Origin of the sequence: Bradyrhizobium sp. CCGUVB23 (genome assembly GCF_024199885.1) — a bacterium.
GTDB lineage: Bacteria > Pseudomonadota > Alphaproteobacteria > Rhizobiales > Xanthobacteraceae > Bradyrhizobium.
Window position 1 is genome coordinate 9,661,284 of sequence record NZ_JANADQ010000001.1, and the last position, 22,327, is coordinate 9,683,610.

Sequence of the window (22,327 nt, forward strand, 5' to 3'; positions counted from 1 at the left end):
CAAGATGAGCAAGTTGAAGTGCCTTGCGGCGGTCGCCGCCCTGTCGGTGGTGACGCTCGCCCCGAGCCTGTCCGAGGCGCGGGTCCATCACCGGTACCACCACTACCACGTCAATCCGCTGCCCTACCCGATCAGCTACATCCACAATTACGGTCCAGGGGTCACGCCCGGCAGCTTCGCCTATTACGACGGACCGTCGACCATTCAGTGTTACCAGAGCTCAGCCGCCTATATCGGCCAGGATAGGCGCCGGCACCCCTGCTACTGAAGGGATGCGCCGGCGCACTGCCGGCGGCAACCCTATCGTGGCGCGCCGGACGCCAGGAGCTGTTTCTCGATCTCATAGATCGGCAGCTTGACGAGGTCCTTGCCGACCTCGCCATGCAATGCCTTGCGCACGGCGTCCGAGTAATCGGCCCGGATCATGCCGAGCGCGCGGGGAGAGGCGACCATGGTCAGCGCAGCGGTCTCGCCCGATGTGACCGCGCTATCGAGCCGGCCAGCCAGGCTCTTCAGGAAGGCACGCTCGGCCTCATCATGCCAGTCGGTCTGCTCGACCGAGCTGCGCGCACCGCCGAGCGCGGCGTGCAAGGTGCCCGGCGCGTCGGTGCCTTGGGCGCTGGTCGACGGGTTCGGCTGCTCGTGCACCTCTCTCGTATGCAGGTTCGGAAACATCTCGTCGCCGATGTTCTCCAGGATGAGCGCCTTGCGCCCGTCGCACACGACGAGCCATTCGCCCTTGTCGATCCTCATCTTGGTCATTGCAGCACTCCAGGAATGGCGTGGGCGCAACGAGAGGCTACCCCGCGCAAAAGCTATGCAAGCCGGCCGGTCAGAGATGACCTTCGAACTCCTCGAAGGACTTGCCGAACTGCGTCATCGCCTCCTCCAGATAGTCCGCGAGCATCGGCGTCGCGATCAGATAGGAGGCGGTACGATTGTTGTGGGCCTGGGCGGCCTGGGCCTGCAGCTCGCGCCATGTGGAAAGGTCGCCGTCGCCGCGGCCGAGCCAAGTCAACGCCACGAGATCAATCTGCTCGTCGACATTGAGGTCGCGGATGAAGCCAGCCAGCTCCGCGCGGTCGGTCGCCTCTCCGCGGCCGCCGCGGCCATAGCTCATGTCGTCGTCGCCGCTGTCCAGGATGACACCGCCCCCGTCCGCCCCGCTGTCGGACTGGCGCGCCTTCGCGATGATGAAGAAGACCTTCTCTGGCGAGATCGACAGGCTGGGAATGGTCCGCATGGTGGGTCACCTTCTTGAGGGACCGGCGCATCGCCGCTCCCACGAGACGCAGACTAGAGGCGCCGGCGCGCGCGCGAATTGCGCAAGATCAAGTATCAAAGCGGCGCCGCGCGGGAGCCAATGTCCCGGCTTCGTAACCGCCTGGCTGAAGATTGGTTCATCAGCATTACATTTCGGTTCCGCCACAATTTGATCAGAACCAATTCGATATCTTGGCGCCGGTAAGCAAAGGAAGACACATCATGAAGTTTAGAATTGGCCTCGCTGCTGCGTCGTTACTCGCTGCGGTCACAGCATCGCCGGCCGCGTCGGCCATGCCAGTTGCGCCTGCTCCGCAGGTGTCGTCAGATGCCGAGCAAGTCCGCTTGGTCTGCGACGCTTGGGGGCGCTGCTGGCGGCAGCCGAGCTACTATAATCGTTACCTCTATGCACCCGATTACGGACCCAGATATTATGGTCCGCGCTATTACGGCCCGCGCTATTACGGCTGGCGCCGTTGGTGATCTTAAGGGGGCCCTTCGGGCCCCCTTCGCATTTGCGAGAGGATGCCGCAGAGCTGGGACGATTCTAAAACTGATCCAGATCAAGGACGACAGAGTCGGCTTGGTCATTCTGTCTCTATGGCCGATTTGATCGTTTTTCGTTGCCCCCAGACGGGCATGAATGTGCAAACTCATTTGGAAAAGCAGCAGGGCGTAGAGGGGCGGAGTTTTGAGGCCTTCACCTGCCCTGCTTGCGCGCGCGTCCATTTCATCGATCTGGTATCCGGACAGCCGATGAGCCGGAATCGCTGAGCAGCTCCACGCTCAACGTCTGGCACTCCGAAGGCCGCGAACTAGGTCGTGTGGACACTTATCGCAGCCAAAGCACGGTGGCTGCGATGGTGACGATGGCAAGGTAGTTTCGGGCAGTCTTTTCGAAGCGGGTTGCGACACGGCGGAACTGCTTGAGCTTGCTGAAGCAGCATTCGACGAGATGGCGCTGGGCATAGAAATGCTTGTCGAGCGGATGCTTGAGCGCACGTGACGGGTTGTTTGGGATGACGGCGAGCGCGCCCTTGGCTGCGATGGCCTGGCGCAAGTGATCCGCGTCATAGGCCGTATCGGCCATGACGACCTCGGCGGGCAATCCCTCGATCAATGTGGCGGCTTGCGGTGCATCGCCCTTCTGGCCTGCGGTAAGCGTGAACCGCACGGGACATCCCAAACCTCGAACGGCCATATGTATCTTGGTGCTTAAGCCACCGCGCGAGCGCCCGATCGCTTGATCTTCAGACCCCCTTTTTTCGCGCCGGCGGCGTGCTGATGCGCCCGGACGATGGTGGAATCGACGATCAGATATTCGAAGTCCGGATCATCAGACATCGCCTCGAAGATCCGCCACCAGACACCCTTACGGCTCCAGCGACTGAAGCGCCGGAACACGCTGTTCCAATCCCCGAACGCCTCCGGAAGATCACGCCAGGGAGAGCCCGTACGAACGATCCAAAGTACCCTTCCACGAACATCCGGTTGTCGCGTCCGGTCGAACCTTTCTGGTCAGGTCGACCTATGATGAGCGGTGCCATGCGCTCCCAGGCCGCGTCGCTCAGCACCAAACGATCCATCACACCCAAGGCCGGCTCCCAAAAAGAAGCCTTGAATCTGATTTGCTCTCAAAAGGGAATCCTTAGAGTCCACACCACCTAGGGCGCGTACTTATAAATCTTCGTCGATGTCCGGTTCGCCCCGACACCGACCACCTTTGTGCAACCGCAGCAAATGTCGCGATGGGCCACAAGGAGACCTTGCCGTTTGCTCGTGTCCCGTCGGGCGGCAAATGCGGTTGACGGCTTGGACCGGGGATTTTGAGCGAAACAAGAACGCCCAAGTGCGGCGGCCTTACTTGCAACAGCTAGCGCCCATCTGAATCGGCGGGCATTGGACCGTCCCGAATGAACAAAAGACACAGCAGTCCCCGGCCTTCGGCTTAAGCCTGGTTCCACAGGCCTTGCAGTCATAGAAGAACTGGCAGGCATCGAGTGCTATCACCTCGACAGCTTGGTGGTGGCAAACGGGACAGGTAATGGTTGATCGAAGTTCCATTTGCGCTCAGGTGTATGGCGGTGAACCTCAAAGGACGAGAACGCCTGAATGTTTGGCCTTATTTTTGGGCTCAACGTGAATCGTGACCCAGCTGTGCACATCGTCACCGCAGCTTCAATCCTATCACAGATGTCATGCGCCCGATTGACGGACATCTCGCCGGGGACGACGAGGTGGAACTCGATAAATGTTAATCTACCAGCATGCCTTGTCCGTGGGCCTCTAACGCTCCCTCGGCATGTTCGCTGATGATCTGTCGAATTCGTGCAAGTGTGGACTCTGGCATCGAAGCGGCGGCGCATGCGCCTTTCTGATGAAAAACTTAGAATTACTCTAGTTTAGAAGGAGTCTTTTTGCGGGCCTGCCGGACATAGATTAGGGGCATCAAGCTCGGATCATTGACGGAGGTGCAATCGATGCCGGCGGGAAATGCCTCTGGGTGGCGTCATGCCGCTGCCTTCGGTCTATTCGCATTATTCTGCCTTGGCGGCATCGCGCGCGCCGACGACGCCGACAGTTGGCGCGAAATCGAAACGAAATACATTTTCGGCTTCACGACCGGTTCCGGCATTGGCATCGAAGGCGAAAAGGAATTCACGACCGACACCATCGGCCGGTTTGGCAAGCGCGACGGCCGCTATAGTGCGACCGAGACCAAGTATGAGTACGAATTCACCCCGTCTCAATTCGTGCAGATCGAGTTTGGTGCGCTCGGATCGACCCACAACATCCGGAACGTAACTGATCTCGACGATCGTCGCCAGGCGGCGTTCAGCGGCGGGTTTGGCGAATTCCGCTACCTCGCCCTCGAGCGGACGTCGAACAATCCGCTGTCGGTGACGCTGGCATTCGAGCCGACGGTGCGGCTCGTCGATGAGACAAGCGGCGAGCGGGTTCACAACTATGAATTCGAGACCACGCTCAATGCCGACCTCGAGCTCGTGAGAAACCGGCTGTTTGCTGGGTTCAACTTGCTATACGAGCCCGAATATACCCACACGTTGCTGGACGAGACGATCCGGGAAACCAAGCTCGGCGGCTCCGCGGCGCTGTCGTTCCGCGTCACGCCGAATGTCGTCATCGGAGGCGAAGTCTGGTATCTGCGCCATTACGACGACTTCGCGCTCTCGGCCTTTACCGGCGATGCCGTGATGCTCGGTCCGACGCTTTATGTCCGATTCACGCCGAAGATGTTCATGACCGCGGCTTGGAACACGCAGGTATGGGGTCGCGAAGTAGGAACCCCGTTCTCGCTCAATCTCGCTGAGTTCCAGCGCAACCGCGCCAAACTCAAATTCGCCGTCGAGTTTTGATCTGTCTCAAGTCCGGAAGGTCCAGTGATGTATGCTTTGACCACGATCAAGAAGTTCGCTTCCGCGGCGATCTTCGCGACGATGCTGCCGTTGTCGACAGCATCGGCCCAGCAGGCGACGGAAATTCAGATCAGTTACTCCAACGGGCAGTTTCAGCCGCATGAGGTACGTGCGCCGGCGGACAAGCCGATCGTGTTCCGGATCAGGAATCTCGACGGAAAGGCGATGGAGTTCGAAAGCACCTCGCTCAGGGTGGAAAAGGTCGTGGCCGCCAAGAGCCAGGGTGTGATCAACGTCCGCGCTCTCAAGGCAGGCCGCTATGAGTTCTATGATGACTTCAACGAGAAAGCGCGCGGCGCCCTGGTCGTCGAATAGGGCGGCCGACGCGCTGTGACAAGCTTGCTGCCAGCTACTGCCTTCGTTCAACTCGCGTCATCAGGCTATGGCTGCGCCTTAATGAGTCCGCATCCTAGCACTACTTTGGCAGAATCTATTTGCGCCAGTGTTTTTCAAGGATTTGTTTTCGGCAGTATGGGCACCGCTGAGACGGCGGCCGAAGGATGAGATCGACGATGGCGTGACGTACGGCGGGCATGGTTGGCTGAGGCGGAGGTCCGTTGATTCTTTTTTTTCCGCCCCGCGTGTGCGAGGCGACGATGCTGCAGGAAGGCGTAGGCAATCATTGTCATCAGGGCGTGGCGATGAAGACCCTGCCATGATCGCCCCTCGAAGTGATCAAGTCCGAGCTCCTCCTTCAACTGCTGATGCGCCTGCTCACAAATCCATCTGGCCTTGATGGTGGCGGCCAGTGTGCGCAGATCCGTCGCCGCAGGGAGATTGGCAAGATAGTATTTCTTCTCCCCTGAGGCACGTTGCTCGCCAATGAGCCAAGCTTCGTCGCCCGGGAGATGCTGCTGACCCTTATCCCAAATCCGCTGAGGAGGGCCGTCGGCGGTGCGGACCCGGAGAGCAGCAAATCGGGCTTTCAGCCGACCTTTGGTCCCGCTGCGCCAGCTCACGGCTTTCCATTTGGCGCTGGCCAGCATTTGTTCTGCCGCAATCGATAAGATATCGGGCACGTGGTGCTTTCGTGGTTTCCCGCGGACTTTGGTAATCGGCCAAATAAGCTTCACATCAACCGGATACACCTTCAGGTGTCGAGGGATGCCGACCGCCCAGGCCAGCCCGCGCTCCGTTAGCCCTTGTCGAAACGGTGCGCTAAGCCCGTATCCTGCATCGGCCAGCACACATCCAAAGTGCACGTTGGCTGCCATCGCGCGGTCGATCTCGGCTAAAGCAATTTCCGGCTTGGACCGTGGCGTTCGGTGTTCGACTGGCACGCGAGCGCGCTTCAAACGAGACACGTCGCTTGCCCAACTGTCAGGCAGAAAGAGACGTAACGCGACCATCACTGGCACTTCGCCGCGCGCGAGCGTCAAAGACACCAGCGTTTGGCAATTTGCCGTTTTGCCGAGAGCCGACGCGTATTGAGCCGCAACACCAACCGAGCGTTCGCCCTTCTTCGGCAGTGAGGTGTCGTCAATAACGAGCACCGCATCGCTACCGCCGACAAGTCGGTCCGCCCGGTGGAGCAGCTCCGTCTCCAGCGGCGTCGCGTCCCAGACACCGTCCGCAATGAAATGGTGCAGCTGGTCGTAGTTGCCCGTGGCAAGGCGCTCCGCCATCGGCTGAACGCTCTTGCGATCGCCAGGACCGATCAATCCCGCAACATACAGAGGACACATGCGCTGCCGAGTCTTATGACCCAGCCGGTCCAAGAACGGCATCAGCCAGCGTTCAAGTTCGTCTTCCCATCCCGTCATGGTCAGCCCTCCAAGAGCCGACCACCCATGAATCATTGAAAAATTGATTCGGGAATCCTATAAAGCACGGCAAAACCGACAATCTGCCAAAGTAGTGCTAGCCTGCCAGGCTCGGCAGATCGAGTCCGTTTGCGCGGGCGCAGTCGATCGCTGTCTCGTAGCCTGCATCGGCGTGACGCATGACGCCGCTCGCCGGATCATTCCACAGCACGCGTTCGAGGCGGCGGGCGGCCTCCGCCGTGCCGTCAGCGACGATCACCATGCCGGCGTGCTGCGAATAGCCGATGCCAACGCCGCCGCCGTGATGCAGCGATACCCAGGTGGCCCCGCTGGCGCAATTCAAGAGCGCATTGAGCAGCGGCCAGTCCGACACCGCGTCCGATCCGTCGCGCATCGCCTCGGTCTCGCGGTTCGGGCTTGCCACCGAGCCGCTGTCGAGATGATCGCGGCCGATCACGATCGGCGCCTTCACTTCGCCGCGCGCCACCATCTCGTTGAAGGCCAGGCCAAGCCGATGCCGGTCGCCGAGACCGACCCAGCAGATCCGCGCCGGCAATCCCTGGAACTTGATGCGCGCCTTCGCCATGTCGAGCCAGTTATGCAGGTGCTTGTCGTGCGGCATCAGCTCCTTCACGCGAGCATCGGTGCGGAAGATATCCTCGGGATCGCCAGACAGCGCCGCCCAGCGGAACGGCCCAACGCCGCGGCAGAACAGCGGGCGGATATAGGCCGGCACGAAGCCCGGGAAATCGAACGCGTTGTTCAGCCCCATGTCCTTCGCCATCTGACGGATGTTGTTGCCGTAGTCGAGCGTCGGAATGCCCTGCGCGTGGAAATCCAGCATCGCCTTGACGTGGTCGACCATGGAGGATTTTGCCGCGAGCTCCACAGCCTTGGGATCGTCCTTTCGCCTGGCTTCCCACTCCGCAAGCGTCCATCCCTTCGGCAAATAACCGTTGATCGGATCGTGAGCGCTGGTCTGGTCGGTCACGATGTCAGGTTTGACGCCGCGGCGGACGAGCTCGGGGAAGATGTCGGCGGCGTTGCCGAGCAAGCCGACCGAGACCGGCTTTTTGGCTTGCGCGGCCTCCGCCATGATCGCGAGCGCTTCATCCAGCGAGCTCGCCTGACGATCGAGGTAGCCGGTGCGAAGGCGCATCTCGATGCGGCTCGGCTGGCACTCGATGGCAAGCAGCGAAGCACCGGCCATCGTCGCCGCCAGCGGCTGCGCGCCGCCCATGCCGCCGAGGCCCGCCGTTAAAATCCATTTGCCTGCAAGGCTACCGCCGTAATGGCGCCGCCCGACCTCGACGAAGGTCTCGTAGGTCCCCTGCACGATGCCCTGGCTGCCAATATAGATCCACGAGCCTGCCGTCATCTGGCCGAACATCATCAGGCCGGCCTTGTCGAGCGCGTTGAAGTGATCGAGCGTCGCCCAGTGCGGCACGAGATTGGAGTTCGCGATCAGCACCCGCGGCGCATCCGCATGGGTGCGGAAGATGCCGACCGGCTTGCCGGACTGCACGAGCAGCGTCTGATCGCCTTCGAGCTTGCGCAGCGAAGTAACTATCCGGTCAAAACTCTCCCAGTCGCGCGCCGCGCGACCGATCCCGCCATAGACGACGAGCTCGCCGGGCCGCTCGGCGACATCAGGATCGAGATTGTTCATGAGCATGCGGAGCGGCGCTTCCGTCAGCCAGCTCCTGGCGCTGATGTCGGAGCCGTGAGGCGCGCGGATCGTGCGTTCATTGTCCAGTCGGCGGTTCATGGGGCGACCTCTGAGGCAAGCGATGGAAACGGATCTTTCGCGAGCGCCGCGCTCGCAATGCGCGGCAGCGCGCCGGCCTCGACCAGCGCCTTGGCTTTGACGAGGTCGTCGGCCATGTAGCGGTCGGGCCCGAGCGCCGGCACCTCCTCGCGCAACGCGGCGATGACGGCCGCAAGCGCAGGGCTGGTCAGGTGTGGCAGGCGCAACGTGATGCCTTGCGCAGCGACCAACAGCTCGATGCCGAGAATGGAGGCGAGATTATCCGCCATATCGGAGAGCCGCCGTGCGGCGTGCGCGGCCATCGACACGTGGTCTTCCTGGTTGGCGCTGGTCGGCGTTGAATCGATCGAGCATGGCGCGGCGCGCTGCTTGTTCTCGGCGTAGAGCGCCGCCGCGGTGACTTCGGCGATCATGAAGCCGGAGTTGAGGCCTGGATCCGGTGTCAGGAATGGCGGCAGGCCGAAATTCAGCGCGGGATCGACCAGCGTTGCGATACGCCGCTCGCTGATCGCGCCGATCTCCGACAGCGCGAGCGCGATTCCGTCGGCGGAAAAGGCAACCGGCTCGGCGTGGAAATTGCCGCCCGATACGATCTCGCCGGTCTCGACCAGCACCAGCGGGTTGTCCGTGACTGAATTGGCCTCGATCATCAACGTGCGCGCGGCCTGCGCCAGCACGTCGAGCGCGGCGCCCGCGACTTGCGGCTGGCAGCGCAGGCAATAGGGATCCTGCACCCGCTCGTCGCCTTCAAGGTGCGACTGGCGAATGTCGCTGCCGTCGAGCAAGGCCATCAGCGTCGCGCCGGCGGCGATCTGTCCGGGATGGCCGCGCAACGCGTGGATCTCGGAGCGAAACGGCACCGTCGAGGCCATCGCCGCATCGACCGACAGAGCGCCCGTCACCAGCGACGCGCAGGCCAGCGCCTGCGCCCGCAACAGGCCGGAGATCGCATAGGCCGTGGAAAATTGCGTGCCGTTGATGAGCGCGAGGCCTTCCTTGGGACCAAGCGTCAATGGCGCGAGACCAGCGCAGGCCAGGCCCTCACGGCCCGGCATGATCGTTCCGCCAACCAGCGCCTGCCCCTCGCCGATCATGACCGCGGCCATGTGCGCGAGCGGCGCCAGGTCGCCGGAGGCGCCGACCGACCCCTGCTGCGGCACCAGCGGGCAGATGCCGCGCGCCAGCATCGCTTCGAGCTGCGCGATGACCTCGCGCCGCACCCCTGATGCGCCGCGCCCCAGCGAGATGATCTTCAGCGCCATCATCAAGCGCACCACCGGCTCCGGCGTCGGCGGTCCCACGCCGCAGCAATGCGACACGATCAGATTGTGCTGAAGCGTCGCCGTCTGGTCCGGCGAGATGCGCTTCGAGGCCAGCTTTCCGAACCCGGTGTTGATGCCATAGGCCGGTGCAGGCGCTTGCGCGGCCGCGATCACGATCGCCGAGGCAGCATCGACCGCAGGCCAGAACGAGGGATCGAGCACCACGGTCGCGCCCGCCAGCACCTGCGCGAGATCGCCGAGACTGACGCGGCCGGGTGTGACCACGATCGGTGTCGCCGCGCCGCTCACTGGCCTCTCCAGATACGGCGATGCAGCGGATTGAACCCGATCCGGTAGACAAGCTCGGCCGGCCGCTTGACATCCCAGATCGCGAGGTCGCACCATTTGCCGGCCTCCAACGTGCCGGTCTCGGAAAGCATGCCAAGCGCGCGCGCCCCTTCGCGCGTCACGCCGGCGAGGCATTCGACGACCGTCATCCGGAACAGCGTCGCGCCCATGTTCATCGTGAGCAGAAGCGAGGTGAGCGGCGAGCTGCCGGGATTGCAGTCGGTTGCCAATGCGATCCTGACGCCATGCTTGCGGAACAGCTCGAGGGGCGGCTTCTGCGTTTCGTGGATGAAATAGAAGGCGCCGGGCAGCAGCACCGCCACCGTTCCCGCCTGCGCCATCGCTGCGACCCCGGCCTCATCGGTGTGCTCGAGATGATCGGCGGAAAGCGCCGAGAATTTTGCGGCGAGCGCTGCGCCGCCGAGATTGGAGAGTTGGTCGGCGTGCAGCTTCACCGGCAAGCCGAGCGCCCTCGCCGCCGCGAACACGCGCGCCGTCTGCTCGGCCGAAAACGCAATGCCTTCCATGAAGGCATCGACGGCGTCGGCAAACCCGGACTGCGCCACCGCCGGCAGCATCTCGCGGCAGACCAGGTCAATGTAGCGATCCTTGTCGTCGCCGGCTTCAACTGGAAGCGCGTGCGCGCCGAGGAAGCTGGTGCGGATCGCAACCGGCCGGACGCGCGCGAGCGCACGCGCGGCACCGAGTTGCCGCAGCTCGGTGTCCGTATCGAGCCCATAGCCGGACTTGATCTCCAGCGTCGTCACGCCCTCGCCGATCAGCGCGTCGAGCCTCGGCAGCGCACTCGCAACGAGCTCCGCCTCGCTCGCGGCCCGCGTTGCTGCAACCGTCGAGACGATGCCACCGCCGGCGCGCGCGATCTCTTCGTAGCTGGCGCCCTTGAGCCGCAGCTCGAATTCGTGCGCGCGGTTGCCGCCGTAAACCAGATGCGTGTGGCAGTCGACGAGGCCGGGCGTGATCCACCGCCCTGCGCAATCGATCCACTCCACCACATCGGCATCCGCCGGAAAATCGGAGTGTGCGCCTGCAAAGACGATGCGGCCATCGCGCGCCGCGATCACGCCATGCGGGATCTCGCCGAGATCGGGCAGATCATCCCGCATCGTGGCGAGGCGGGCATTGTGCCAGATCCGATCGAAGCGCTCTGCCATGCAGGTAATCCTTCGCTGCCGGACGCTTGACTTATATGTCTAGACATATAATCGTGGCGCGGTTCTGTCCAGCCGGCAGGAAACATGACACGACTGCATTTCGCATCCGCGCTGCTGCCCTCGGGCTGGGCCGACGACGTGCAGGTCGTCGTCACCGACGGCGCCATCGCCGAGGTGACAGCCGGCGTCGCGCCGGCAGCCGGAGCCGAGCGCCATCAACTCGCCATTCCCGGACTAGCGAGCCTGCACAGCCACGCGTTCCAGCGCGGTATGGCCGGGCTCGCCGAGACGCGCGGCAACACGGCCGATACATTCTGGACCTGGCGCGAGACGATGTATCGTTTTGCGCTCACGATGACGCCCGACGACGTCGAGAGCGTCGCCACCTTGCTCTATGTCGAGATGCTGGAGCAGGGTTTTACCCGCGTCGGCGAGTTTCATTATCTGCATCACGATCATGATGGCGCGCCCTACGCCAACCCGGCGGAGATGGCGATGCGCATCGCGCAGGCCGCCGAGACTGCTGGCATCGGTCTCACGTTGCTGCCGAGCTTTTATGCGCACGGCACGTTCGGCGGCGCCGCGCCGCATGCCGGCCAGCGCCGTTTCATCTGCTCGGTCGATCAGTTTGCAAAATTACTTGCTGCTTCGCGCGAGGCCGTCACCAAGCTACCCGGCGCCAATATCGGCATCGCGCCGCACAGCCTGCGCGCCGTGACGCCGGACCAGCTGGCCGCGATCGTTCCGCTTGCCGACGGCGGTCCGATTCATATCCACGCTGCGGAACAAACCAAAGAAGTCGAGGATTGCCTCGCCTGGTCCGGCAGGCGCCCCGTGGAATGGCTGCTCGAACACGCGCCTGTCGATCAGCGCTGGTGCCTGATTCACGCGACCCACACGACGCCGATGGAAGTCGCTTCGCTCGCGAAGACAGGCGCTGTCGCGGGCCTCTGCCCCGTCACCGAAGCAAGCCTCGGCGACGGCATTTTTCCCGCGCGTGAATTCCTCGATGCCGGCGGCCGCTTCGGCATCGGCACCGACTGCAATGTGCTGGTCGGCATTGCGGACGAGTTGCGCCAGCTCGAATATGGTCAGCGGCTCAAGCACCGCGAGCGCAACGTGTTGTCGAACGGGCCCGGTGTCTCGACCGGACGCGCCCTGCTCGACGGCGCATTGGCCGGTGGCGGCCAGGCGCTCGCGCAACCCGTCGTGGGCCTCAAGGCCGGCGCGCGCGCCGACATCGTCACCCTCGACACCACCCATCCCTCGCTCGCCGGCCGCAGTGGCGACGCCGTTCTCGACGGCTGGATCTTTGCGGCGGGCACGAGCGCGATCGATTGCGTCTGGGCCGGCGGCAGGAAGGTCGTCGAGGGCGGGCAACATATGCTTCGCCGCTCAGCGCGGGAACGCTTCAACACGACGGTGCGGAGGCTCATCGCATGAGCCTCGCAACCGACAAGCTCGACGACAAGCCGACGCTGTACAAGCAGATCCGGCGCGATATCGAGACCAGGATCTTGACGGGCGAGTGGCCACCGGGCCATCGCATCCCGTTCGAGCATCAATTGATGGCGTGCTATCGCTGCTCGCGCATGACGGTGAACAAGGCGCTGTCGGAGCTTGCGCAGGCCGACCTGATCGAGCGGCGCCGGCGCGCCGGCTCGTTCGTCCGCCGTCCGCAGCATCTGTCCGCGGTGCTCAAGATCGCCGACATTCGCGCGGAGATTACCGCGCTTGGCCGCAGCTACGGATATCAGCTCGTTCAATGCGCACGCCGCGCCGCAAGTGCCGCGGATCGCGCCCGCCTCGGAGTGCGAAAGGCCGGCAAGGTGATCGCGATCACCTGCCGCCACAGCGCCGACAACGTGCCGTTCGCGCTCGAGGACAGGCTGATCGATCTCGAGGCGGTGCCGGAAGCGGCACACGCCGACTTTGCGGCCGAGCCGCCCGGCTCGTGGCTGCTTCATCATGTCCCGTGGACAGAAGCCGAGCATACGATCAGCGCCGTCGTTGCGGATGATCGCACCGCGGACGCGCTCGGCATCGCCGTCGGCGCGCCCTGCCTGGTGATCGACCGCTACACCTGGCGCAGCGCGCGGACGCTGACCGCGGTGCGGCTGCACTATCCCGGCGAGTCCCACCGTCTCGTCGCCCGCTTCAAGGGAGGTTGAGCGGCGATGTCGCAAGCGGCGCAATTCATGCAGCAAGAGACCAATGTGAAGAGATCACTCGGGTTCAATTCATCGATCGGCAAGAGGACAACAAACATGCGTAATACAAAAGCATTCGCAGCCATCATTGCGCTCGCAGTGGCAACGCCGGCGCTCGCCGATGACGTCAAGGTCGGCATCGGCATCTCCGGATGGACCGGCTTTGCGCCGCTGACGCTCGCCAAGGAGGCTGGCATCTTCAAGAAGAACGGCCTCGACGTCACGATCAAGAAGATCCCGCAGAAGGATCGCCACCTCGCCATCGCCTCCGGCGACGTCCAGTGCGCCGCAACGACGGTCGAGACCTGGATCTCCTGGAACGCCAACGGCGTCGCGACCAAGCAGATCTTCCAGCTCGACAAGAGCTACGGCGCTGACGGCATGGCCGTGCGCAACGATCTCGCGGCGATCAAGGACCTGAAGGGCAAGACGGTCGCGGCTTCCGCGCCGGGCACCTCGCCCTACTTCGCGCTCGCATGGATGCTCAAGAAGAACGGCCTGTCGGTGAAGGACGTCACGGTCGTGAACCTGGAGCCGGCCGCGGCCGCGCAGGCCTTCGTCTCCGGCCAGAACGATGCCGCGATGACCTACGAGCCCTACCTCTCGACGGTGCGCGCCGCGCCCGACAAGGGCAAGATCATCGCCACCACGCTCGACTATCCGATGGTGATGGACACGTTCGGCTGCACGCCGAAATTCCTGAGCGAGAATCCCAAGGCCGCCCAGGCGCTGGCAGACAGCTATTTCGAGGCGCTCGACATGATCGCGAAGGATCAGGCCAAGGCCTACGAGATCATGGGCGCCGACGTGAAGCAGACCGGCGAGCAGTTCGGCAACTCGGCAAAGTACCTGCGCTGGCAGGACAAGGCCGCGAACCAGAAGTTCTTCGGCGGCGAGTTCCTGGCGTTCAACAAGGACGCCGCGGACTTGCTGCTCGAGATCGGCATCATCAAGGCGGCGCCGAAGGTCGAGGATCTCTTCGACGCGAGCTTCATCAAGTAGCCGCGGCTAACGCTTGGTCGGTCCGCTTCGCGCGAAGCGGACCGACCCTGGATCTCGTTCTCGTCTGGAAACCTCGCCCGTGATGCGTCCCCTCGATCCCGTGACTGCGAAGCAACGTACAGCTTACGGCCTCGCGTTCTTCGTGCTGTTCGTTGCCTTGTGGTCCTGGGCGACCTTCGGCGGCCATGTATCGAAAACCTTCCTCGCGAACCCGCTGACCATGGTGCAGGAAGGCTTTGAGCTCCTGACCCGACACGGCTTCCTGTTCGACATCGGGATGACGGTCTGGCGCGTGGTCGGCGGTTTTGCGCTTGCCGCCGTCATTGCCGTGCCGCTCGGCGTGCTGATGGGCGCCTACAAGCCGATCGAAGCTTTCCTTGAGCCCTTCGTGTCCTTCGCGCGATACCTGCCGGCCTCCGCCTTCATTCCGCTCCTCATCCTGTGGGCCGGCATCGGCGAGTTGCAAAAGCTGCTCGTCATCTTCATCGGCTCGGTGTTTCAGGTCATCCTGATGGTGGCCGTGACCGTCGGCGCCACACGGCGCGACCTGGTCGAGGCGGCCTATACGTTAGGGGCCAGCGACCGCGGCATCATTCGCCGCGTGCTGCTGCCCTCCTCCGCCCCCGAGATCGCCGAAATCCTGCGGCTGGTGCTGGGTTGGGCGTGGACCTACGTCATCGTCGCCGAGCTGATCGGTTCATCGTCAGGCATCGGCCACATGATCACCGACAGCCAGGCTCTGCTCAACACCGGGCAGATCATCTTCGGCATCATCGTCATCGGCTTGATCGGCCTCGTCTCCGACTTCCTGTTCAAGGCGTTCAATGCGTGGCTGTTTCCGTGGAAACTCGCATGACCAAGCTCAGGATCGATCAGGTATCGCGAACCTTTCCTGCGCGGGCCGGCCATGCGCCGACCAAGGCGCTCGAGCCGACCAGCCTGGACGTCGGCGACAACGACTTCGTCACCATCCTCGGTCCGTCCGGCTGCGGCAAATCCACCCTGCTCCGCATCGTCGCCGGTCTTGACCGGCCGACCAGCGGCCGCGTCCTGCTCGACGGGCGCGAGGTGGGCGGTCCCGGCGCGGATCGCGGCATGGTGTTTCAGTCCTACACGCTGTTCCCCTGGCTCACCGTGCGCGAGAACATCGCCTTCGGCCTGCGCGAGCGCGGAGTTTCGCAAGCTGAGTGCGGCAAGATCGCGGACGCCTTCATCCGCCAGGTGGGACTGTCCGGCTTTGAAAACCACTGGCCGAAGCAATTGTCCGGCGGCATGCAGCAGCGCACCGCGATCGCGCGCGCGCTCGCCAATGATCCAAAGATCCTGCTGCTCGACGAGCCCTTCGGCGCGCTCGATAACCAGACCCGCGCCTTGATGCAGGAGATGCTGCTCGGGATCTGGGAGCGCGATCAGAAGACGGTGCTGTTCGTGACCCACGACATCGAGGAAGCGATCTTTCTCGGCAGCCGCGTCATCGTCATGAGCGCACGGCCCGGCCGCATCAAGGCCGAGATTGCCGTCGACCTGCCGCATCCGCGCTCCTACAAGATCAAGACCACGCCAGAGTTCGTCCGTCTCAAGGAGCGCCTCGTCGAGGAGATCCGCACCGAGGCGTTGAAGGTGGCTGAACATGTCTGACAATCGTTCTGTCGCCAACGGCGAGCGCGTGCTCGCCGATCTCAATGCGCTCCGCGCCATCGGCGCCTACAAGACCGGCGTGCACAAGCCTACGTTTTCAAAGCCGCACAGGCAGTCGCTTGAATGGCTGGTCGAAACACTTCCCGAGGCGGGCCTCACCGGCGCGATCGACGGTATCGGCAACATCCTCGGCACGAGCACACGGGCGGGACCGAAACTGCTGGCCGGATCGCATCTCGAAAGCCAGAACTATGCCGGCTGGCTCGATGGTCCGCTTGGGGTGGTCTATGCGCTGGAGGCCGCGCGCGTCATCAATTCCGATCCGTCGCTGCGCGGCGCCGTCGAAGTCGCGGCTTGGTGCGACGAGGAAGGGCATTTCGGTCACTTCCTGGGCTCGCGGTCCTATGTCGGCGGCGTGAGCGAAGCCGACATCGACGCAGCGCGCGACCGCACCACCGGGCAGAGCATGCGCGAGGCGTTATCCGATGCGGGCCTTGCCGGCCGCCCTCGCATCGCGGCTGAACCGGGACGTCACATCGGATATCTGGAGGCCCATATCGAGCAAGGCGATGCGCTCGAAACGAGCGGCCTTGCGATCGGCGTGGTCACCTCGATCGTGGGGATCTGGCAGTACCGCATCAATTTCGTCGGCGAGCAGAACCACGCGGGCACGACCCGCATGGCTTCGCGCAAGGACGCGGGCCTAGCGCTGGCCAAATTCTGCGTGGCGATCGACGCACGGTTTCCCGCCCTGGCCGGGCCACGCACGGTCTGGACGACGGGCCGCATCACGCTCGATCCGGGCGCACCGAGCATCATTCCCGGCGGCGCCGAGATGCTGTTCCAGATCCGCGACGACGATCCGGCCGTGATCGCCCGGCTGGAGGGCCTCCTGCGAACGATGATCGATGAGGCCAACGCGCACGGCCCCTGTCAGGTCACCCTGGAGCGGCTACGCACCGGCGTGCCCGCCAAAATGCATCCGCCCTTCCAGGCGGCCATTGAAGCTGCGAGCAAGGCCTTTGCGAACGGACGCTCCGTCCGCATGCCCAGCGGCGCCGGCCACGACGCCCAGGTTCTCGCAACCATCATGCCCGCGGCGATGCTGTTCGTGCCCTCGATCGGCGGCATCAGCCATCACTGGACCGAGAACACGGCTGACGCTGATATCGTCACCGGCGCCCAAGTATTCGTGGATGCCTGCCGGCGCATTCTCGCGGGATGAGCGTGGCACCGCTTTTCGGTTAGATGATTTGCCTGAAGGCGAATTTGCGACAATCTACGATCTTACGCTGCGCCTCTTCTGCTTTCCCGGCTCCCGAGGGGAGCGATGGCGCCTTCGCACCGTCTGTTCTCTTTTTGCAGCGACCCGCCGCGCCGCCGCCACCGCCAGTCGCGCCCACGTGAGAAGCTCGTCGGGTTCGTCGAACAACCGTTCCGGCGCGCGCCAAAAGGAGAGATCGATGGTTTCGCCTCTCTTCTCGTAGTTGAGAGGTGGAAAGGTTTCGGCTTCCTTGAAGGTCGCCCGGTTATGCTCATCCACCCGAAAGTAGAGCGTGTTGTCTCTCACCATGCCGAGCATGAACCCGTCGCAGAACACACCCGTTTTTCCGAACATGCGGCGCATTGTGATGCGTCCGAGAGATGCGAGCTGCTCGCGCAGAAACTCCGTAAAGCTTTCGCTGGCAACCATGCTCGATCTCACGCAGTCCAGCTAGAGGCCTCAATCATCGCGTCCAGAACCCTTGCGAGGGAATACGGAACGCGTGATTGAAGCGCGAGGACGCGTTTTGCCACGCGATGATCATCGTAAGCTCTGCAATGGTGTCGTCGTCGTAATGCCGTTGGAGGCGCGCGAACAGCTCGTCGTCAACGTCGCAGCGCGTCTCCGTAATCGCGTCAGCGTACTCGAGCGCCACCCTTTCCGCTTCGCTGAAAAGCGGGCTCTTCGCGTAGTCGTTGAGAGCGTCGATCTTGTCTGTCGAGACACCCAGCCTGCTGGCTTTTGCCGCATGAGCGTCCTGACAGTACTCGCAGCCGTTCGACCAGGCGACGCGTCGGTTCACCAGCGCTCGAAGCGTATCGGGCACGCGCGCTGCTTCTTCCTGAAGGGCCGCCCACATCTTCTTGGCGGCGCGGAGGTAAGGCGGGTGGCGCGCGTAGAAGAGATAGGGATAGAGCGGTGCGCCCCAAAGCTTGCGTTGCTCCTCGAGCGTTTCGCGCAGGTCGTCCGGACAGGTCTCAACGTCGACCGGCGGAATGCGTGTTTTTCCGTCCTGCATGGCCACCTCCTTTGCGCGGTCTGCCCGCCATACCTTGAGGCAAAATCGGCTCAATCGTCATTGATCGCAAACGATAAATCGGCTTCAATATGTGATCATTTCTCACAAGTCGGCCGTGACCATGCCGCGCCCCCTTCCGCCCCTCAATGCGCTGCCGAGTTTTGAGGCCGCGGCGCGCCACCTGAGTTTTTCCAGAGCAGCCGACGAGTTGCGCGTTACCCACGGGGCCGTGAGTCGAGCAGTCCGCAATCTCGAGGATCATCTTGGCGTGCAACTGATGATACGGGCGACCCGCTCGGTGCGGCTCACCCCAATTGGCGCATCCTATGCAGCCGAAATTCGCAGCGCCCTGGAGCACCTCGCGTCGGCGACCTCGGCCGCCGCCGGAAAATCCTCTGGAATAGTCAGCGTCAGCACTATCGACTCATTCGCTGCCAGATGGCTCATGCCCAGGATGTTTCGTTTCCGGCAGATCCACGGCGATATCGACGTGCGAGTGGCGACGTCGGAACGGCTCGCTGATTTTGTCACCGACGGAATCGACATCGCCATTCGCTGTGGCGGCGGCCAATATCCGGGTCTGACAACCGAACTGTTGATGAAGGAAGATCATTTTCCGGTCTGCAGCCCGAAACTGCTCAAAGGCCGGTGTCCGTTGCGCAGCCCGGCCGACCTCGCTCGTCACACACTCCTCCATGACGTCTTCACCGTCGACTGGGCCATCTGGCTGCATAGTGGCGGAATCGACAATGTCGATCCGCATCGAGGCCCGAGGTTTCTGTCGTCCGACCACGCGATCCAAGCCGCAATTCGGGGCGAGGGAGTCGTGCTTGGCCGCAGCGCCCTGGTCGGGGATGACCTTGCAGCAGGCCGGTTGGTGCGGCCGTTCGACCTGAGTCTGCCGGCAGGCTTCGCCTACTACGTCGTCTGTCCGCCGCGTGCCTTGCAACGGCCCAACGTGAAGGCGTTCCGCGACTGGCTCATAGCTGAGGCACGCTCAAACAAGCCCTGAATGGGCGGCCGCGATCAAGGTCGTCTCATCTTCTGTGTTCGCCAAGTGTGGTGCAGAGGGCGCCGTCTTCCCGAGAATCAGATCTGCCGCTTTTTCCGCGATCATGATGGTCGGCGCGTTCGTGTTGGATGAGGTGATGCGCGGCATCACGGAAGCGTCGCAAATCCGCAGGCCATCGAGTCCACGAAGTCTCAGCGACGGATCGACCACCGCTAGCTGGTCGACACCCATCCGGCAGGTACCCACGGGATGGTGGTCGGTTTTGCAGGACCTGAATGCGTAGTCGGCGAGAGCATCTTCGCTCGTTGCCGCGATGCCAGGCATTCGCTCGACCATGACAAACGGCTCGAGCGCGGGTTGCCGGAGAATCTCGCGGGCCATCTTCAGCCCCTCGATTGCTGCCGAGCGATCACGCGCATCAGACCAGTAGTTCGGATCAATCATAGGCATCGCGGAAGGATCGCCGCTTGCGAGCCGCACGGTGCCACGCGAGGTGGGCCGCAGGAATGCCGAATTGAGCGTGACGCCTGCATGCTTGAGCTTCTCCACGCCCGCCTCGATTCCCGAGCCGAGCCCGAGATGGAATTGCACGTCCGGCCATTCCAGCGCTCTTGCCGCCGGGTCGGCGTACCAGAAGCCCCCGGTCTCAAACAGGGTGGACGCGACCGGTCCACGCTTGAACAGCAGATATTCCAGCCCCGCCCAGATCGTGCGGTGCAGCTTCGCATAGCTGTCGTAGGTAAAGTCGCCCTTGCACTCCGCAATCGCATAGAGGTCGAGATGGTCCTGAAGATTCTCGCCCACACCAGGCAAATCGTGGATCGGCCTGACACCGACTGAATTCAGATGATCGGCCGGACCGATCCCCGATAGCAGCAGAAGACGAGGCGATCCGATGGCGCCGGACGCAAGGATGATCTCCCGCTCGGCCCGAACGATCTCCCGCTCCCCTCCGCGCACCGACTCGATTCCGACAGCACGCCCGTTCTCGACCACGATCCGCGTGCTGTAGGCGCCGGTCAGGACGGTGAGGTTCGGTCGGCCGCGGATCGGCTTCAGATAGGCGGTGGCGGTCGAGCAGCGCCGCGCATCCCGCACCGTCACCTGATAGTGCCCAACGCCCTCCTGCCGCGCACCGTTGAAATCGGGATTGTAGGGCATTCCGTATTCCTGCCCGGCTCGCAGAAAAGCTTCGCTGATCGGCAAAGGGTTGACGGGCACCGAGACGCCCAGCGGACCACCGCGCGCATGGTAGGCGTCGACGAAGCGCTGGTTGTCTTCGGCGCGCTTGAAGTAAGGCAAGACATCCGCGTAGCCCCAACCTGTCGCACCATCCGCCGCCCAGCCATCATAGTCGCGGACATTTCCACGGGTGTAGACCTGCGCGTTGATGCTGGAGCCACCCCCGAGCACCTTCGCCTGGGTATAGCGCAGCACCCGACCGCTCAGGTGGCGCTGGGGCACCGTCGAGTATCCCCAGGAGGCGATGCCCTTGGTCATCTTGGCAAAACCCGCCGGCATGCTGAACAGCGGGTTGTTGTCGCTGCCGCCGGCCTCGAGCAGGAGCACCCTGATCGACGCATCGACGCTCAGGCGGCTCGCGAGCACGCAGCCGGCGGAGCCGGCGCCGACGATGATGTAATCGTAAGCCGTCATCTCATGTCCCCATGAGTTCGAAGATCGGTCCTCGCGACATGATCCGCGACGCGCAACGCCTGGGCGGCGATCGTCAGTGACGGGTTCACCGCCGCCGACGTCGGCAGGAACGACGCATCGACAACGAACAGATTGAGGTGATCAAAGGCGCGGCAGAACGGATCGAGCGGTGATGTCGCGGGATCGAGGCCGATGCGCACCGTCCCGCACTGATGCGAGGGCGTGCGTCGGTCGAACGCCTTTGACAGCACGATCGGATAGCCCGCAGCACGCAGCCGTTCCTTCAATGCCGCCACAAGCGCCAGATGGGTCGTCCAGTTCGAACGCTGCCAATCGAGCCGGATGTTCGCACCGTCGACCGTCACACGGCTCTCGGCGCTCGGCAGATCCTCGCTCATCGCGTACCAGTCGACCGCATGCCGGCTCATGAGCCCAAGCGCCAATTCCGGTGCGAGCGGCATGCTGGCTTTCAGAATCGGCGCTGTGACACGTCCAAGCAACTGGACGTTGCCGAGCGGCGGTCCGCCGTGCCCATCATCGAGATAGAAATCGTTGATGCCGATCGTCTTCTGGTAGATCGAGTCGTTGACGACACGCGGGTCGATCGCCAGCACGGCCGAGGAATTGTGGTTCATGAAATAACGGCCAACTGCATCGGAACGGTTCGCAATGCCGGCCTGTGACGAGCGCAGCAGCAGCGCGGCCGAATTGACGGCTCCCGCCGCGAGCACAACGATCTCGGCACAGATCATCCTCCGCTCACCAGCCTGGATGACCTCGACGCCGGCAATGCGTTTGCCGTCCGGCTCGGCGACAAGCCGCTCGACCTGTGCATCTTCACGCAGTTCGACATTGTCGTGAGCGAGCGCACACGCAAGCCCGCAGGACTCGGCATCCATCTTGCCGTGCCCGGCGTCCGGGAATGCATCCCAGGGCGTCCTGGCGCGCTTGAGCCATGTCTCGATGTCGATGCCGAGGGGCAGTGAAAACGGGTTGAGCCCGGTCTTCTTGAGCCGCTGTCGTACCGCGGCGATCGCCGGCTCATCCGGCACCGGGCCGAACGGATAAGGCGCGGAGTGAAAAGGCTCCGAGGAATCGTCGCCGAGCGCGCCGCGCACGTTGTAGAGCTGCTCCGCGCGGGTATACCACGGCTCCAGTTCGCCATAGCTGAACGGCCAGCCCGGCGTCGTTCCGTCGCGGTGCGCGACAGGCGCGAAGTCCTCCGCGCGGTAGCGGATCAGCACCGCCCCGTAAAGCTTAGTATTGCCGCCGACATAGTAGTAATTGCCGGGGTTGAAGGCCTTCCCTGTCCCATCGAGCCAGGACTCCTGCGGCCGGAACACCCCGCGCTGAAAGATCGCCCTCGCATCCCGCGCAGCCTCACAGTCGCGCAAACGCTGGCCGCGCTCGAGGATCACGATCCTTGCGCCTGTAGGCGCCAGGCCCGCGGCAAAGGTCGCACCGCCCATGCCCGATCCGATGACGAGGACATCGGCTGTCTCCGTGATCTTCAT

At 63.4% G+C, this 22,327-nt stretch carries 22 protein-coding genes and 2 pseudogenes; 11 read left to right on the forward strand and 13 right to left on the reverse strand.

Annotated features, from left to right (window positions below; all coding sequences use genetic code 11):
• The first annotated feature begins 4 nt into the window (after positions 1-4).
• Positions 5-268, forward strand: a complete 264-nt coding sequence (locus NLN62_RS45450; RefSeq protein WP_027527206.1) for a hypothetical protein — start codon at positions 5-7, stop codon at positions 266-268.
• A 32-nt stretch (positions 269-300) separates the two neighbouring features.
• Here the strand turns inward: NLN62_RS45450 and NLN62_RS45455 are convergent, their stop codons facing one another.
• On the reverse strand, positions 301-762 hold the full coding sequence (locus NLN62_RS45455) for a host attachment protein (protein ID WP_254113059.1): 462 nt from the start codon (positions 760-762) through the stop codon (positions 301-303).
• 70 nt (positions 763-832) lie between these two features.
• On the reverse strand, positions 833-1,243 hold the full coding sequence (locus tag NLN62_RS45460) for a DUF3775 domain-containing protein (protein ID WP_027527204.1): 411 nt from the start codon (positions 1,241-1,243) through the stop codon (positions 833-835).
• Positions 1,244-1,485: 242 nt separating this feature from the next.
• Here NLN62_RS45460 and NLN62_RS45465 point away from each other — a divergent pair, with 242 nt between their 5' ends.
• Entirely contained in the window at positions 1,486-1,746 is a 261-nt protein-coding gene (locus tag NLN62_RS45465; RefSeq protein WP_084801768.1) for a hypothetical protein, read from the forward strand.
• Positions 1,747-2,095: 349 nt separating this feature from the next.
• On the opposite strand, the pseudogene NLN62_RS45470 reads toward NLN62_RS45465, so the two are convergent.
• The 3 genes and pseudogenes from NLN62_RS45470 to NLN62_RS45480 form a co-directional block, all read right to left on the reverse strand.
• Positions 2,096-2,858 (reverse strand): annotated as a pseudogene (locus NLN62_RS45470) (IS5 family transposase).
• Between the two features lie 265 nt (positions 2,859-3,123).
• A complete protein-coding gene (locus NLN62_RS45475) occupies positions 3,124-3,327 on the reverse strand; it encodes a GDCCVxC domain-containing (seleno)protein (RefSeq protein WP_254113060.1) in 204 nt (67 codons plus the stop codon).
• 27 nt (positions 3,328-3,354) lie between these two features.
• Positions 3,355-3,601, reverse strand: a pseudogene (locus NLN62_RS45480) (cation transporter dimerization domain-containing protein); the annotation flags it as partial.
• Between the two features lie 142 nt (positions 3,602-3,743).
• Between NLN62_RS45480 and NLN62_RS45485 the strand changes: the two are divergent.
• Positions 3,744-4,640: a hypothetical protein gene (locus NLN62_RS45485; protein ID WP_254113061.1), complete on the forward strand. Its 897-nt coding sequence runs from the start codon at positions 3,744-3,746 to the stop codon at positions 4,638-4,640.
• A gap of 27 nt (positions 4,641-4,667) precedes the next feature.
• A complete protein-coding gene (locus tag NLN62_RS45490; protein ID WP_256576101.1) occupies positions 4,668-5,015 on the forward strand; it encodes a cupredoxin domain-containing protein in 348 nt (115 codons plus the stop codon).
• 134 nt (positions 5,016-5,149) lie between these two features.
• Here NLN62_RS45490 and NLN62_RS45495 read toward each other — a convergent pair whose 3' ends face one another.
• From NLN62_RS45495 to hutI, 4 genes are all read right to left on the reverse strand, one after another.
• Entirely contained in the window at positions 5,150-6,499 is a 1,350-nt protein-coding gene (locus NLN62_RS45495; RefSeq protein WP_254113062.1) for an IS701 family transposase, read from the reverse strand.
• Between the two features lie 61 nt (positions 6,500-6,560).
• Positions 6,561-8,231 carry a urocanate hydratase gene (gene hutU / locus NLN62_RS45500; protein ID WP_254113063.1) on the reverse strand — a complete coding sequence of 557 codons (1,671 nt, stop codon included), beginning with the start codon at positions 8,229-8,231 and terminating at the stop codon, positions 6,561-6,563.
• Positions 8,228-9,802, reverse strand: a complete 1,575-nt coding sequence (hutH, locus tag NLN62_RS45505) for a histidine ammonia-lyase (RefSeq protein ID WP_254113064.1) — start codon at positions 9,800-9,802, stop codon at positions 8,228-8,230. Before hutH ends, hutU begins: the two co-directional genes overlap by 4 nt.
• Positions 9,799-11,013, reverse strand: coding sequence for an imidazolonepropionase (gene hutI / locus NLN62_RS45510; RefSeq protein ID WP_254113065.1), 1,215 nt, complete (start codon positions 11,011-11,013; stop codon positions 9,799-9,801). Before hutI ends, hutH begins: the two co-directional genes overlap by 4 nt.
• 84 nt (positions 11,014-11,097) lie before the next feature.
• Between hutI and NLN62_RS45515 the strand changes: the two genes are divergently transcribed.
• From NLN62_RS45515 to NLN62_RS45540, 6 genes are all read left to right on the forward strand, one after another.
• Entirely contained in the window at positions 11,098-12,456 is a 1,359-nt protein-coding gene (locus NLN62_RS45515; RefSeq protein WP_254113066.1) for a formimidoylglutamate deiminase, read from the forward strand.
• Entirely contained in the window at positions 12,453-13,184 is a 732-nt protein-coding gene (gene hutC / locus NLN62_RS45520; protein WP_027525942.1) for a histidine utilization repressor, read from the forward strand. The genes NLN62_RS45515 and hutC overlap by 4 nt, the downstream gene beginning before the upstream one ends.
• 96 nt (positions 13,185-13,280) lie before the next feature.
• Positions 13,281-14,225, forward strand: a complete 945-nt coding sequence (locus tag NLN62_RS45525) for an ABC transporter substrate-binding protein (RefSeq protein WP_254113067.1) — start codon at positions 13,281-13,283, stop codon at positions 14,223-14,225.
• An 82-nt stretch (positions 14,226-14,307) separates the two neighbouring features.
• The gene (locus tag NLN62_RS45530; RefSeq protein ID WP_027525944.1) at positions 14,308-15,081 is read left to right on the forward strand and encodes an ABC transporter permease; all 774 of its coding nucleotides are present in this window, start codon (positions 14,308-14,310) and stop codon (positions 15,079-15,081) included.
• Positions 15,078-15,863 carry an ABC transporter ATP-binding protein gene (locus NLN62_RS45535; RefSeq protein ID WP_254113068.1) on the forward strand — a complete coding sequence of 262 codons (786 nt, stop codon included), beginning with the start codon at positions 15,078-15,080 and terminating at the stop codon, positions 15,861-15,863. The genes NLN62_RS45530 and NLN62_RS45535 overlap by 4 nt, the downstream gene beginning before the upstream one ends.
• Positions 15,856-17,088 (forward strand): Zn-dependent hydrolase, encoded by a 1,233-nt coding sequence (locus tag NLN62_RS45540; RefSeq protein WP_254113069.1) that lies wholly within the window; start codon positions 15,856-15,858, stop codon positions 17,086-17,088. Before NLN62_RS45535 ends, NLN62_RS45540 begins: the two co-directional genes overlap by 8 nt.
• Before the next feature lie 54 nt (positions 17,089-17,142).
• On the opposite strand, the gene NLN62_RS45545 is transcribed toward NLN62_RS45540, so the two are convergent.
• The gene (locus NLN62_RS45545; protein WP_254113070.1) at positions 17,143-17,556 is read right to left on the reverse strand and encodes a TfoX/Sxy family protein; all 414 of its coding nucleotides are present in this window, start codon (positions 17,554-17,556) and stop codon (positions 17,143-17,145) included.
• A 34-nt stretch (positions 17,557-17,590) separates the two neighbouring features.
• Positions 17,591-18,145, reverse strand: coding sequence for a carboxymuconolactone decarboxylase family protein (locus NLN62_RS45550; RefSeq protein ID WP_254113071.1), 555 nt, complete (start codon positions 18,143-18,145; stop codon positions 17,591-17,593).
• 121 nt (positions 18,146-18,266) lie between these two features.
• On the opposite strand from NLN62_RS45550, the gene NLN62_RS45555 reads away from it, so the two are divergent.
• Entirely contained in the window at positions 18,267-19,157 is an 891-nt protein-coding gene (locus tag NLN62_RS45555) for a transcriptional regulator GcvA (RefSeq protein ID WP_027525948.1), read from the forward strand.
• Here NLN62_RS45555 and NLN62_RS45560 read toward each other — a convergent pair.
• Entirely contained in the window at positions 19,143-20,813 is a 1,671-nt protein-coding gene (locus tag NLN62_RS45560) for a GMC family oxidoreductase (RefSeq protein WP_051389993.1), read from the reverse strand. The two genes, NLN62_RS45555 and NLN62_RS45560, sit on opposite strands and share 15 nt — an antisense overlap.
• The gene (locus tag NLN62_RS45565; protein ID WP_254113072.1) at positions 20,810-22,327 is read right to left on the reverse strand and encodes an FAD-dependent oxidoreductase; all 1,518 of its coding nucleotides are present in this window, start codon (positions 22,325-22,327) and stop codon (positions 20,810-20,812) included. The genes NLN62_RS45560 and NLN62_RS45565 overlap by 4 nt, the downstream gene beginning before the upstream one ends.